This window comes from Actinomadura rubrisoli (assembly GCF_004349215.1).
Classification (GTDB): Bacteria; Actinomycetota; Actinomycetes; order Streptosporangiales; family Streptosporangiaceae; genus Spirillospora; species Spirillospora rubrisoli.
Genome location: NZ_SMKU01000259.1, coordinates 1 through 13565, shown reverse-complemented (window position 1 = coordinate 13565; position 13565 = coordinate 1). Strand labels below are relative to the sequence as shown.

Annotated in this window: 13 protein-coding genes; 7 read left to right on the top strand and 6 right to left on the bottom strand. The window is 72.2% G+C overall.

Features of this window, described 5'->3' with window-relative positions; translation table 11 throughout:
- Window positions 1-185: 185 nt before the first annotated feature.
- Window positions 186-1283, bottom strand: coding sequence for a zinc-binding dehydrogenase (locus E1298_RS34095; protein WP_131900698.1), 1098 nt, complete (start codon window positions 1281-1283; stop codon window positions 186-188).
- A 194-nt stretch (window positions 1284-1477) separates the two neighbouring features.
- Between E1298_RS34095 and E1298_RS34090 the strand changes: the two genes are divergently transcribed.
- The 4 genes from E1298_RS34090 (at window position 1478) to E1298_RS34075 (ending at window position 7104) form a co-directional block, all read left to right on the top strand.
- Window positions 1478-2446: a DUF8017 domain-containing protein gene (locus E1298_RS34090; RefSeq protein WP_131900694.1), complete on the top strand. Its 969-nt coding sequence runs from the start codon at window positions 1478-1480 to the stop codon at window positions 2444-2446.
- Window positions 2447-2544: 98 nt separating this feature from the next.
- Entirely contained in the window at window positions 2545-4617 is a 2073-nt protein-coding gene (locus E1298_RS34085) for a hydantoinase/oxoprolinase family protein (RefSeq protein ID WP_131900692.1), read from the top strand.
- Window positions 4614-6221, top strand: a complete 1608-nt coding sequence (locus E1298_RS34080) for a hydantoinase B/oxoprolinase family protein (protein ID WP_131900690.1) — start codon at window positions 4614-4616, stop codon at window positions 6219-6221. Before E1298_RS34085 ends, E1298_RS34080 begins: the two co-directional genes overlap by 4 nt.
- A gap of 28 nt (window positions 6222-6249) precedes the next feature.
- The gene (locus E1298_RS34075; RefSeq protein ID WP_131900688.1) at window positions 6250-7104 is read left to right on the top strand and encodes a TIGR03619 family F420-dependent LLM class oxidoreductase; all 855 of its coding nucleotides are present in this window, start codon (window positions 6250-6252) and stop codon (window positions 7102-7104) included.
- Here E1298_RS34075 and E1298_RS34070 read toward each other — a convergent pair.
- Window positions 7085-7591: a hypothetical protein gene (locus tag E1298_RS34070; RefSeq protein ID WP_131900686.1), complete on the bottom strand. Its 507-nt coding sequence runs from the start codon at window positions 7589-7591 to the stop codon at window positions 7085-7087. The genes E1298_RS34075 and E1298_RS34070 overlap by 20 nt on opposite strands.
- A 27-nt stretch (window positions 7592-7618) precedes the next feature.
- Between E1298_RS34070 and E1298_RS34065 the strand changes: the two genes are divergently transcribed.
- On the top strand, window positions 7619-8305 hold the full coding sequence (locus tag E1298_RS34065; RefSeq protein ID WP_207944996.1) for a response regulator transcription factor: 687 nt from the start codon (window positions 7619-7621) through the stop codon (window positions 8303-8305).
- Window positions 8302-9642, top strand: coding sequence for a sensor histidine kinase (locus tag E1298_RS34060; RefSeq protein ID WP_131900684.1), 1341 nt, complete (start codon window positions 8302-8304; stop codon window positions 9640-9642). The genes E1298_RS34065 and E1298_RS34060 overlap by 4 nt, the downstream gene beginning before the upstream one ends.
- Before the next feature lie 33 nt (window positions 9643-9675).
- Here E1298_RS34060 and E1298_RS34055 read toward each other — a convergent pair whose 3' ends face one another.
- Window positions 9676-10176 (bottom strand): DinB family protein, encoded by a 501-nt coding sequence (locus E1298_RS34055; protein ID WP_131900682.1) that lies wholly within the window; start codon window positions 10174-10176, stop codon window positions 9676-9678.
- Window positions 10177-10198: 22 nt separating this feature from the next.
- Window positions 10199-10588, bottom strand: a complete 390-nt coding sequence (locus E1298_RS34050) for a hypothetical protein (protein WP_131900680.1) — start codon at window positions 10586-10588, stop codon at window positions 10199-10201.
- 1014 nt (window positions 10589-11602) lie between these two features.
- On the opposite strand from E1298_RS34050, the gene E1298_RS34045 reads away from it, so the two are divergent.
- Window positions 11603-11905 carry a hypothetical protein gene (locus tag E1298_RS34045; protein ID WP_131900678.1) on the top strand — a complete coding sequence of 101 codons (303 nt, stop codon included), beginning with the start codon at window positions 11603-11605 and terminating at the stop codon, window positions 11903-11905.
- Window positions 11906-12060: 155 nt separating this feature from the next.
- On the opposite strand, the gene E1298_RS34040 is transcribed toward E1298_RS34045, so the two are convergent.
- Both E1298_RS34040 and E1298_RS34035 read right to left on the bottom strand, forming a co-directional pair.
- The gene (locus E1298_RS34040) at window positions 12061-12426 is read right to left on the bottom strand and encodes a DUF2637 domain-containing protein (protein WP_279499356.1); all 366 of its coding nucleotides are present in this window, start codon (window positions 12424-12426) and stop codon (window positions 12061-12063) included.
- A gap of 373 nt (window positions 12427-12799) precedes the next feature.
- A complete protein-coding gene (locus E1298_RS34035) occupies window positions 12800-13354 on the bottom strand; it encodes a TetR/AcrR family transcriptional regulator (RefSeq protein ID WP_131900674.1) in 555 nt (184 codons plus the stop codon).
- Window positions 13355-13565: the final 211 nt, after the last annotated feature.

The window sequence follows — 13565 nt, the reverse complement described above, 5'->3', positions numbered from 1 at the left end:
GGCTGGTCGTCGGCATCCGGCGGCAGGGGCTGGTCGTCGGCACCAGGCGGGGGCTGGGGCTGCTCGGTCACTTGCGTTCCTTCTCCTGCGGAAGCATCTGCAGGAATCTATCCGAACAGGGCACGCCGACGCGGCCTCTCACCCAGCGGGAACGGTGCCTGCGAGGGAGCGGGACGGTGACAGGCTCAGCCGAAGACGATGACCGAGCGCGCCACCGCGCCCGAGCGGACATGGGCGACGGCCTCGTTGACCGCGTCGAGCGGGACGCGCTCGCTGACCAGGCCGTCCAGGTTGAGGCGGCCGCGCTGGTACAGCTCGACCAGCAGCGGGAGGTCGCGGGCCGGGGTGGCGTCGCCGCCCTGCGTGCCCATCAGGCGGCGCGAGCCGAACAGCAGGCCGGGCGGGATCTCCAGGTTCCGCCCGGCGGCGGGGCTGCCGACCATGACCGTCGTGCCGCCCGGCTGGGTGGCGGCGAACGCCTTGGCCAGCACCTCGGGGACGCCGGTGACGTCGAAGGCGTAGTCGGCGCCGCCCCGGACGATCTCGCCGACCTGCGCGGGCAGGTCGTCGGCCAGGACCGTGTGGGTGGCGCCGAACTCCGCGGCGAGCGCCAGCTTGGACCGCGCGACGTCCGCGGCGATGATCGTGGTGGCGCCGGCCAGGACCGCGCCTTGGACGACGTTCAGGCCGACGCCGCCGCAGCCGACCACCAGGACGCTGGAGCCGGGCTCCACCCTCGCGGTGTTGAGGACGGCGCCGACACCGGTGATGACGCCGCAGGCGGTGAGGGCGAGCAGGTCGAGCGGCGCGTCCCGGCCCACCTTGACGCACATCGCCTCGCCGACGACGGCCTTCTCGGCGAACGAGCCGATGCCGATGTAGGGGCGGACGGCCTCGCCGCCGCTGCTCAGCCGGGTGCCGCCGTCCGCCGCCAGCCCCATGATCGTGGCCATCCGGGCCCGGCCGGAGCACAGGTGCGCCTTGCCCCGCGCGCAGTTGCGGCAGCGCCCGCACGGGCCGTTCATCGCGATGACGACGTGGTCGCCGGGCTTGACGGAGGTGACGCCGGGGCCGACGGCCTCGACGACGCCCGCGCTCTCGTGCCCGAGGACGCACGGCAGGTGCGACACGACCGGGCTCTTGCCGTCGATGGCCTTGAGGTCGGAGCCGCAGACGCCGGACGCGGCGATCGCGACCAGCACCTCGCCGGTCTCGGGCGCGGCCACCTCGACCTCCGCGATCTGGAGGGGGGCGCCGTACTCCCGCAGCAGTGCCGCCCGCATCACCGTGCTCGTCACGTTCCGCCCACCCTCCGTGCGCCTCGCCCGCCCCGGGGCCGCCGCCCGGCCGGTATCGGCCCACGCTAGCACCAAGCATTTGCTTGGTCGAGGGCGCGGGAGTCTAGGCCGGGCCGTGGATCGCCCATCTCGGCTGAGCGGATCATGACGGGACGGAAGGTGCGCTACGGTCACCCGTCATGAAGGGTGACAAGGGACCTGACCGGTCCGGCGGCGACGCGCCCGGGAACGGTGGCGGGGACGGGGAGCGCTGGAGCAACCCGTACCCGCTACCGGGGCAGGACTGGGACACCCCCGGCGACGACTCGTCCCCGCCCTTCTTCCAGGACACGCCGCCGCCCGCGCCGATGCCGCTGGGCAAGGGCGCGCCACCGCCGGACGCCCGGTTCCCCCTCGGCGGCCGCTCGGTGGCCGCCGAGAAGCGCCGCCTGTGGACGGTGTTCGCCCCGTTCCTCATCGCGATCATGCTGCCGGTGCTCTGGGGCGGCTACAAGATCTACGGCCTGTACTCCGACACCGCGAACGCCGACGACCCGCGCGCCCTCCCCACGGCGTCCGAGTTCCGGCGCACGCCCGAGCCGGAGCCGGTCAGCACCGTCCGGCCGCGCGTGAAGGGCTGGAAGGCGGTGACCAGCGCCAAGTACGGGCTGACCTACGACGTCCCGGCGGGCTGGCAGATCAAGGACCCGGAGCTGCTCATCGGCTTCGAGGGCGCGGACGGCAGGCCGAGCGCGGCGATGAGCGCGACCGCCGTGTTCCGCGAGGGCTACTGCAAGCACGCCGAGCGCGCGGCCACGGGCTTCAACCAGTACGTCGAGGGCGGGCTGAAAGAGGTCGCCCGGCACGCCGCGAACAAGTGGGCGACGAACGCCTACACCCCTGACGACGGGCAGGCCCCGGTGGTCATGCTGCGGGCGCCCGAGGCCGTCCGGGTGGGCCGTGCCCGCGCCGTGCACGTCCGCGCCGCCGTCGTCCCGAAGAACCCCGGATCCTGCGGGTCGCCGTCCGCGATCGTGGACGCGGTGGCGGTCCCGGGCACCGGGCCGGGCAAGACCACCGTGTTCGTCCTGTTCTCCGACCAGGGCGTCCCGGACGCGGCGCCCGTGCGCGACCTCGCGAAGATCCTCGGAAGCCTCCGCCCGAGCTGACCCAAGCCGGGGCGGGGGCCGGAATCGTTCTGAATTCCGCGAGGTCTCGGCGCGTGTACGCTACCAAGCGTTAGGTTGGTTCGCTTCGGAGGTGGCCCGTGCCCCTGACCATCGCCGGCGACGTGGGCGGCACCTTCACCGACGTCGTCCTCATCGGGGCCGGCGGGGAGATCGAGGTCGCCAAGACGCTCACCACGCCGGACGACCCGGCCGACGGGCTGATGCGGGGGGTCGGGCAGGTGCTGGACGCGGCGGGCGCCGCGCCGGGGGAGGTCGGGCGGTTCGTCCACGCGACGACGCTCGCCACGAACGTCATCCTGGAGCGGACGGGCGTGCCGGTCGCGTTCGTCACCACCGAGGGGTTCCGGTCGATGCTCGCGCTCGGGCGGCGGGCCCGGGTGGAGGAGGAGCGCTACGACCTGGCGTACGTGCAGCCGGAGCCGCCGGTGCCGTTGACCCGCACGTTCGAGGTCCCGGAGCGGGTCGCGGCGGACGGCGGGGTGCTGCGCCCGCTGGACGAGGCGGCCGCCGCGCGCGTCGCGGACGGGATCGCCGCGCTCGGCGTCTCCGCCGTCGCGATCTGCCTGCTGCACTCCTACCTGAACCCCGCGCACGAGGACCGGCTCGCCGAGATCATCGCGGCGCGGCTGCCCGCCGGGACGCCGGTCGTGGCGTCGTCGTCGGTCTGGCCGGAGCTGGGGGAGTACGAGCGGGCCACGACGACGCTGATGTCGGCGTACGTCGGGCCCGTCATGGCGTCCTACCTGGAGCGGCTCGGCGGGCGGCTGCGCGGCCTCGGCGTCACCGCGCCCGTGCACGTGATGGAGTCGGCCGGGGGCGTGCTGCCCGCCGCGCTCGCCGCGTCCCGCGCCGTCTACACGATCGAGTCGGGCCCGGCCGCCGGGGTCGTCGCGGCGGCGCGGCAGGGGGCGCGGCGCGGGCTCGCCGACCTGATCTCGTTCGACATGGGCGGGACGACCGCCAAGGCCGGGCTCGTCCGGGGCGGGCGGCCGGGGATCACGCACGAGTTCCAGGTGGGCGGCAAGGGCAGCTTCGGCGGGCGCCGACCCGGGACGGGCGTGCCCATCAAGATCCCGGCGATCGACCTGGCCGAGGTCGGGTCGGGCGGCGGCTCGATCGCCTGGCTGGACGGGGAGACGCTGCGCGTCGGCCCGCGCTCGGCGGGCGCCGACCCCGGGCCCGCCTGCTACGGACGCGGTGGGACGCTGCCGACCGTCACCGACGCGGACCTCGTCCTCGGATACCTGGCCCCGGACGGGTTCGGCGAGTTCCGGCTGTCGCCCGAGCGCGCGCGGGACGCGATCGCCGAACACGTGGCGGTGCCACTCGGCGTCAGCGTCACCAAGGCCGCTGCGGCGATCCACGACATCGCCAACGCCCAGATGGGTGCCGCCGTGCATGTGGTCACCGTGCGGCGCGGCATCGATCCGCGCGGGTTCACGCTCGTCGCGCTCGGCGGCGCGGCTCCGACGCATGTGGTGCGCCTTGCCGAGCGCTTCGGGATCGCGCGGGTGCTCGTCCCGCCCAAGGCGGGAGTGGGGTCGGCGGTCGGGCTGCTGTACGCCGACCTCGCCATCGAGCGCGCGCGCACGTTCCTCGCACCCGTCGCGACGCTGGTGTCCGATCCGGCGAGCCGAGACGGGCTGACGGACGTACTGGAGGATCTCGAACGAGCCGCCATGGCCGATCTGGGGGTGGACGACGCCGTGGTCGAGCGGTCGGTCGGGATCCGGTTCATCGGTCAGGCGCACGCGTTCACGGTGGAACTTCCGTCCGGACCCATCACGCCGGAGACCGTCCAGTGCGCGGCCGAAGAGTTCTACAAGCGCTACCACGAGTCGTACGGCATCGACCTGCGCGACGCGGCCGAGCTGACCACTGCGCGGGTCCGGGTCGTCCTGCCCTCGGGGTCGCAGGACCTTCCCCGCACCGGACCGGAGCCGGACGGTGCGCCGCCCGGCACCCGACGTGTGTGGCTGGACGGGGCGCACCACGACGTCCCCGTGCATGCCCGTTCCACATGCGCCCCTGGGGACGAACTGAACGGCCCCTGCATCGTGACCGAGCCGCAGTGCTCACTGCTCATCCCGCCCGATTGGCGCGCCAGCGTGGACGGCCACGGGGCGCTGCTTCTGGAGGGAGGCGCATGAACGGGTCGGACCTCACCGCCGAGATCCTGCGCAACGCGCTGTGCGTCGCGGCCGAAGAGGCCGGCATCGTCGTGGTGCGGTCGGCGTACTCGACGTTCATCGTGGAAGGAGCGGACGCGGCGGCGGCGATCCTGGACGTCCGCGGACGGCTCATCGCGCATTCGCTGTCGACCGCGCTGATCCAGTGCGCCAGCCTGCGGAGCGCCCTCCCGTTCGTCCTCAAGGCGTATCCGGCCGAGACCATGGCGCCCGGTGACGTCTTCGTGCTGAACGACGTCTACCAGGGCGGAATCCACGCCAACGACCTGCTCGTCTTCCGTCCCGTGTTCGTGGACGGCGCGCCCGCCTACTTCACCGGGACGCTCATCCACGTCGCCGACCTGTCGGGACTGTCGGCGGGCGGCATGGCATCGGACGCCACCGACGTCTTCCTGGAAGGCCTCCAGCTCCCGCCCGTCCGGATCGCCACGGCCGGCGGGCTCGTGGACGACCTCGTCCGCGTCCTGGCGGCCAACAGCCGCACGCCCGACAAGCTGGTCGGGGACCTGCGCGCCCTCATCGCGGGCGCGAACGTCGCGGCGCGCCGCCTGGAGGAGATCGTCGCGGCGCACACCCCGGACGGTCTCGCGCGCGGCATCGACGCCTACCTCCGCCACACCGAGCGGCGGATGCGCGAGGGCCTCGCGGCGCTGCCCGCCGGGACGTCCCGCGGCGAGTACCGGCTGGACGACGGGCACCGCGTCCGGGTCGCCGTCACCTGCGACGGGTCCGGCGGCGTGGTCGTCGACTTCGACGGCACCGACGCGCAGGTCCCGCTGCCCGTCAACTCCGGCTTCTCGCAGACGCACGGCGGCGTGATGTACGCGGTCCGCTGCTTCGTGGACCCGTCGCTGCCGATGAACGAGGGCTGCTTCGCGCCGGTCGACGTCCGGATGCCGCGCGGGACGCTGGTGCACTGCACGTCCCCGTTCCCCGGCGGCGGGCGGTTCGGCGCGGTCGCGGCGGCGGAGGAGGCCATCTTCGCCGCGCTGACCGATGCGGCCGGGTACGGCGGCGTCGCGGCGTCCGGGATCCTCCAGGCGTTCAGCCTCAGCGGCGCCCGGCGGCCGTGGCTGCACATGTCGTTCGACCTCGGCGGGGCGGGCGCGCGCCGCGACCACGACGGCGCCGACGCGACCGGCGCGCTGTTCGGCGGCGGCCGCACCATCATCCCGCAGGTCGAGCCGATCGAGGCGCGGCTGCCCGTCCGCGTCGAGGAGGTCTCCCTGATCCCCGGCTCCGGCGGCGCCGGACGCACGCGCGGCGGCCTCGGCACCCGCACCGTCATCCGGATGCTGGAGGACGCCCGCGTCGACACGCGCGGCGACCGGCTCCTCCGCCCGCCGCCGGGCGCGGCGGGCGGCGGGCCGGGACGCGCGGGCGGCTACTACCGCGAGCGCGCGGACGGCACCCGCGAGGCCCTGGCCACCAAGGCCACCCGCCAGCCCCTCGCCGCCGGGGAGGCGCTGGTGGTGGAGACCTCCGGGGGCGGCGGCCACGGCGACCCGGCGGAACGCCCGCCCGAGGCGGCGGCCCGCGACCGCGCGGACGGGAGGACCCTATGAGGCGCGGCCGCGTGGACCGGAGGACCACATGAGGTTCGGGGTGCCGCTCGGGCTCGTCCATCCGGGCATATGGCGCGAACTGGCGGTCGCCGCCGACCGGCTCGGGTTCGAGTCGGTGTGGCTGCCCGAGCACCTCGTCTTCGCGACCGACCTGTCCACGGCGCGGTACCCGGGAACGGAGGAGCCGGGCATCAAGCCCGCCACCCCGCTCTTCGACGCCCCGGCCTACCTGTGCGCCCTGGCGGCCGTCACGGAACGGGTCAGGCTCGGGACCGCCGTGTACCTGTACGGGCTGCGCCACCCGTTCGTGTCCGCGCGCGCGTTCGCGACCCTGGATCAGATCTCCGGCGGACGCGCCATCGTCGGAATCGGCGCCGGCTGGTACGAGGGCGAGTGGATCGCCGTCGGCGTCGACTTCGCGTCCCGTGGGAGACGTCTGGACGAGGCGATCGCAGTGTCACGCCGTCTGTGGACGGAGGACGCCGTAGAGCACCACGGAGAATTCTTCGACTTCCCCGAGGTCGCGTTCGAACCCAAGCCCGTCCAGCCGCGTCTGCCGGTCGTGGCCGGAGGCGAGTCGAAGGCCGCACTGCGCCGGGCGGTGAGACTCTGCGACGGCTGGATCAGCATGCCGCAGACCTTGGAACGCGTCCGTCCGCAACTGGACCTGCTCCGCGCGTACCGGAAGGAAGCAGGGCGCGAGGGCGAGCCGTTCGACATCACCGTGCACGCCTACGAGCTGTCCGGTCCGGACGAGGTCGCCGAATGGGAACGGCTCGGCGTCGACCGTCTGATCGTCCGGCCCTGGCGGCGCACACGCGAGGCCGCGGAAAAGCTCGCCGAGTTCGCGTCCGCCTACGGGCTCAGTACTCGTACACCTTGACCGTGGCCGGGTGCTCGTACCAGGACGCGATGACCGAAGAGGTGTGCTTGTCGGTGAGGAAATCGACGCGCAGCCAGCCGCCCGACTCCGTCACACGCGTCTCGTAGCCCGGATTGGGCGTCGCCGACACCAGCCGCACGCGGCCGCCGGTGAACGACACCGCGGCCTGCCCGCCCCGCGTCGCGTAACTGCGCACGTTCCCGGGCGTCCGCTGGGGCGGTTTCGAGGACGGCTTCGCCTGCTTGGACGGCTTGGGCCCCACGTCCTCACCCGTCGCCGGGCTCGGCCGGGTGGTCGGCGAGCCGATGCTCGTCGGACCCGGAAGGCCGGACGGGCTGGCATGGATGACCGGCCCCGCGATGGGCGCGGGCGCCGACCGGTCGGACACAGTGTCCCGGACGACCCCGCGCACGCCCAGCCACGACAGCGTCACGGCGAGCGCGGTCACCCCCGCCCACGGGGCAACATACGACATCGCGCGACGCATCGATACATGGTGGCATACGGTGCGGGCATGGCGAGTGTTCTGGTGGTCGAGGACGACGCGAACGTCCGTACCGCCTTGATCAGGGAGCTGAGCGCGCGGTCCCACGTCGTGCGCAGCGTCGGGACCGCGATGGACGCGCTGCGCGAGGTCACGCAGTCGCCGCCCGACGTCGTCATCCTCGACCTCGGGCTGCCCGACCTCGACGGCGCCGAGGTGCTGAAGATGCTGCGCGGCATCTCCGACGTGCCGGTCATCATCGCGACCGCCCGCGACGACGAGCCCGAGATCGTCCGGCTGCTGAACGCGGGCGCCGACGACTACCTCATCAAGCCGTTCTCCGCCGAGCACCTCAGCGCCCGGCTGGCCGCGGTGCTGCGCCGGTCCGCGCGGCCCGGGCCCGCCGCCGAGATCACCGTCGGCGGCCTGCACATCGACCTGGACCGGCGGGAGGCGCTGCTGGACGGCGCGTCCCTGGAGCTGACCCGCCGCGAGTTCGACCTGCTGGCCTACCTCGCGGCCCGTCCCGGACGGGTCGTCGCCCGCCGCGAGCTGCTCGCCGAGGTGTGGCGGCAGGCGTACGGCGACGACCAGACCATCGACGTGCACCTGTCGTGGCTGCGCCGCAAGCTCGGCGAGACCGCCGCCGCCCCCCGCTACCTGCACACCGTGCGCGGCGTCGGCGTCCGCCTCGCCGAGCCCGATCCGCGCTCATGAGGCGGACGCTCGTCCTGGTCTCCCTCGCGGTGACCTCCATGGTCGCGCTGGCCTTCCTCATCCCGCTCGCGCTGACCGTCCGGGAGATCGCCCGCGACCGGGCCCTCACCACCGCCGAGCGGCAGGCCAGCGCCCTCGGCCCCGTCCTGGTCGTCACCGAGGACCCCGCCGCGCTGGAACGCGCCGTCGCCAGCACCCAGGTCGGCGCCGCCGGCCGCATGACCGTCCACATGCCGGACGGCGGGCTCGTCCCGAAGAACGCCCACAGCGACGGCGCCCGCCCCGAGCAGCTCACCGAGGCGGGCCGCCGCGGCCGCTCCTACACCGCCCGCGTCTCCGGCGGGTACGCGCTCCTGCAGCCGGTGTCGCTGGACGCCGGGCGCACCGCCGTCGTCGAGGTGTTCCTGCCCGACGAGGACCTGTCCCGCGGCGTCTGGAAGGCGTGGCTCGTCATGACCGGCGTCGCCGCCGCCCTCGTCGCCGGGTCCGTCGCCGTCGCCGACCGCCTCGGCAACCGCATGATCCGCTCCACCCGCCGCCTCGCCGAGGCCGCCGGCGCGTTCGGCGACGGGGAGCTGAGCGTCCGCATCGAGCCGGACGGCCCGCCCGAGCTCGTCGAGGCCGGCGTCGCGTTCAACGCCATGGCCGACCACGTCGTCCAGCTCCTGGCGGCCGAACGCGAGATGGCCGCCGACCTGTCCCACCGCCTCCGCACCCCGCTGGCCGCCCTGCGCCTCAACGCCGAGGCCCTCGGCGACGGCCAGGTCGCCGACCAGACCCGCGAGGCCGTCGACCGCATCGAACGCGAGGTCGACCAGATCATCCGGACCGTCCGCCGCCCCACCGGCCGCGGCAGCTGCGACGCCTCGAAGGTCCTGCGCGACCGGGTCGCGTTCTGGTCCGTCCTCGCCGAGGACGAGGGCCGCTCCTGCGAGCTGATCGGCGCCGAGCGCCCCGCGCCCCTCCCGCTCCCCGGCACCGAGCTGGCCGCCGCCGTCGACGCCCTCCTCGGCAACATCTTCCGGCACACCTCCGAGGGCACCGGCTTCGCCGTCACCCTCCACCAGGGCCAGGGCGTCACCGGCATCCTCGTCGCCGACGGCGGCCCCGGCATCGCCGACCCCGACGCCGCCCTCAAGCGCGGCAGCAGCAGCGGCGGCTCCACCGGCCTCGGCCTCGACATCGCCCGCCGCGCCGCCGAGTCCACCGGCGGCTACCTGCGCATCCACCGCAGCGTCCTCGGCGGCGCCCAGGTCCAGATGTGGTTCCGCACCAAGTGGCTCCCCCCGGCCCGCCGCTCCCGCCGCCTGGTCCGCCGCCGCCACTCCCGCACCTGACGCGGCGGTCACTCCGCGCCCTGGCGGCCGGGCTCACTCCCGCAGGTGGTCCCCGGTCGCCCCGTCGATGAGCTCCCGCACGATGTCCACGTGCCCGGCATGCCGGGCGGTCTCCTCCACCATGTGGACGAGCACCCACCGCAGCGACACCGTCTCCCCGGACCACGCCGTCCCCAGCGCGTCCAGCTCCAGCTCACCGATCACCGCGTCCGACGCCGCCCGCGCCCGCGCGTAGAACGCCAGGATGTCCGCCGTCGCCTCGTGCGGCTCCACCCGCAGATCGGCGTCCTCGTCCTCGTCGTCAAAGGGCAGCGGCTCGGTCTCGCGCCCGAACGTCTCGCAGAACCAGTTGTACTCGACGGCCGCCAGATGCTTGACCAGCCCCAGCAGATGCGTCCCGGACGGCGTCATAGGCCGCCGCAACTGCTCGTCGTCCAGCCCTTGCAGCTTCCACAGCACAGCCTCCCGATGCCGATCGAGGCTGAACCGCAGATTCTCCTTCTCCCCACCGGTAACCGGCCCACGCGAACCCATCCCCGGACCCTAACAGCCCGCCTCAACCCGTCCCGGCCGCCTCCCGCAGGGGCCCACACACGGCGATCACCGCGTTCTCGGCCGCGCCGGACCTCTCCTCAAAGGAACCATCGCTCGCCTTCAGATCACGCGGACGAGGATGGGCCGCCTCGTATTTCGCGTGCTCCTCGAAGCCCCGGATCACCGCATCGGCCAGCACCACGAGCTTCTTGTCCTTGATCTCCGCCCGCGCGGCCCGCACGTCAGCGGCGGCCTTTTGATACATCGGCGCCATCCCAGCGCCCGGCGAGGGCAACTGAGCCGGTTTGGTCATGGCCACAGCCAGCGTGGCGCAATCAGCCTTCCGGGTGTCCCTATCCGACGAGCACCCACCCACCACAAGCACCAAAACCGCAACATAAAGAATCCGCACCGCCGGATCCTGTCAGGTAGGCATCCCCAAAGCAATTTAAAATACATGACAGCACCCCAGACCGTGAACCCCTTCACAAGCTCGGGGGCCGGCTCGTAGTTCGGGCCGCACACGAACTCTCAGAAGTCGGCATCCCACCGGCTTCTCAGCTAGTCGTCCACCGCGCGGGCGATCCGCCAGCAAACGGAAGACCAGCCGACCTGATGGTCCGCAACGGCCACTGTCGCGACAGCGAGCAGGTATGGTCACCAGTGCGGACGCGCGGCATGCAGGACGAGCTCAGAGGCGACCAGCGCGGTCACCAAGTACAAGGAGAGCGAGCTGGGAGTGGTACCGCCACAGCGCCCGCCCCGCCAGAACAGCGGCAACGTCCGGGAACTGGTCGTCGCGATCGATGATGGCGCGTCCAGCGGCTACCAGGTTCGCCCGGTCACGCCGAACCTTGGCCAGTGCTCCCACCAACCGCGAGACCTCCGATACAAGCGTGGGCGAGTCGGTGAGTGCCGCGTTCAGGCGCAACCACAGCTCACCAAGGGCGGGCAGTGCGGAGACGATCTCGCGGGTGGCGAGGTTGCGGGTGCGGACCTCCTGAAGGTTGATCGTGAGGTGCTTGGGGGCACTTAGGGCATCCCTCCTTCCGGTCGGGGGCGTCAGTGCTGTGGGAGGGCTTCGACGAGGATGGCGACCGAGGGAATCGAGACGTTCGCGACTCGCCCCTCTCAGAGCCACAGGTCCGGGTACCGCGAGCCCTGCCTCTGAAGTTGGGGTTGCCAGACGCATGCGTCGCCGCTAGGCTCGGCTCTACCTCGCTAGCCTGCACATTATTCATAAAATATCTTCTAGTAAAAATTATACTTGAACTTATATACTTCCTCTTAAATATCTAATTTTCCTTATCGCGTCTCTATCATTATGTAGGGGCGCTTTTTGCTGTCTATAAACTCACTCTGCTTTTGGGAAGCCCTCGTACCTTCCGGTGCGAGGGCTCTTGCGTTCACGACAGAAGGGAATTCAATGAACGCGGCAACGGCTGTGCTGATCCTGGCCTTTCTGGGGGCCGTGATCTGGCTGATCGCGTACCTTTCTCACAATCGACTAACCCAGAGGGTCACCGCACAGGCCATCAACAAGGCGAACGCCGCTGATCTGGTCGATGTACTGAGCGCCCTCGGTCCACGGTTGACGCAGGAGGGCCCCACGATCCCCCGTCCGGCTCTGCCCCTGCACCAGACCGCTCAACTAACGAGACCACTGCCCGCACCGTCGGCCGACTCGCCGACTGATCCGGCGGTCATGACCGACCGCTTGGGGACCTGAGCGGTGGCCCTCGCCGACCTAACGAGGTCGGCGAGGGCCATATCGGTTTGACCGGCTCAGGGCTGCGCCGTGGCGGTGGTGATCTGCTTGACCTTGCGGCGGTCGATGCCGTGTTTCGCGGCGAGGTAGCGCTACGAGAGGGGGGCCCGGACCGTTCAGCTCGCTGTGTACTCGTCCAAGACCGTCTGTTCCGGTGTCCGCTCGACTTCGGTGCGTGGCTGTGCCGGTTCGGCGCATCCTCGTCCTGGATGAGGTCTGAGCGGGCCGTGAAATGCTCTGTGCGCCACGTTGGCGTCCATCGTGGCCACGATGCCGTTGGCGAGGCTCCACTTCGCCAACGGTGGTGCGGGTTGCCGCCTGCGGCTCGGATCCAGCATCACCATGGACGCTGCCCAGATGAGGCCGTCGACCGTGAACGGGACGAGGCGCGCCGTGGAACCAGTCTCGCCGTGGGCGGGGACGAGTTCGTAGGCGTGGCGGTACGAGATGACGGCTGCCACGGCGGCTGCCGCGGGTGCGATTCGGATGAGGCGGTCAGTGACGGGCCAGCTCCCTACACCACTCCAAGACGCACGGGTCGTCCTCGCCGTGGGTGATGACGCGATCCCTTGTTTTCGCAGGTGAGTGGCTGCTGATGCGACTCTGCCGGACGTCCCTGGACCGTGCCTGAATAAGGCTGGGTGAGGGGTTCCCTAAGTGAGGCTTAAAGGGGTTCTCGGGGTGGGGTGGGCGGCTTAGCGTCGCTGGTGTCACATCGGAAGACGGCGGAGGTGCACAGGCGGAGAGCAGAGCGAGCGTCGGCTGAGGTTCCGACTGAGGTTCCTGAATGAGACAGACTTCTGGCCTGCACGGCCTTGTTCCCCCGCTCTGGGGCCGTGCGGGCCAGAAGTCTGTTCAGGGGCGGGGGAGGGCGCCCAGGAGGAGGAGGCGGAAGGCGTCGGCGGTGCCGGTGGTGTCGCCGGTGGCGAGGCGGCGGATGGCCAGGCCGTAGAGCATGGCGACGACCGCGGGGGCGTGGTGTTCGGCGTCGGGGATGCCGAGGGACGTGAGGACGGCCGTGGCCAGGCGGTCGTAGGCGTCCACGGAGCGGGTCGAGGCGTCGCGGATGGCGGGGTCGCGGGCGGCGTGCAGGTGGAGTTCCAGGTTGGCGATCTGCTCGGGGCCGTCGGTGAAGTCGACGATGGCCTTTTCGACCTGGTCGGCGGCCTGGACGGGGGCCATGGGCGAATCGGCGAGGGCCGTGACGTAGGTGGTGATGCGGGCTATCTCGTCGTCCACGAAGGTGTTGAGGGCCTCGCGGAGCAGGTCGCTCTGGCTCGGGAAGTGGTAGGTGAGGGAGCCGAGGGAGACGCCGGCCGATCTGGCGACGGCGCGGTTGGTCACGGCGCCGATGCCCTGCTCGCCGATGAGGCGGAGGGTGGCCTTGAGGATCTCGTCGCGGGCGCTCATCGGCGGACAGTCTTCCGCAGAGTGGGGGCGGACGCTATCGTTCGTTCGAACGAACGGTGGAGGTGCCGGTGGAGCTGGGGCTGGCGGAGCAGGCGGAGGCGCTGGCGCGGGGGGACCTCTCGTCGAGCGAGCTGGTCGAGGCGTCGCTGGAGGCGACTGCGCGGCAGGAGGGGCTCGGTGCGTTCCGGGTCGTGCGGACGGAGGGGGCCGG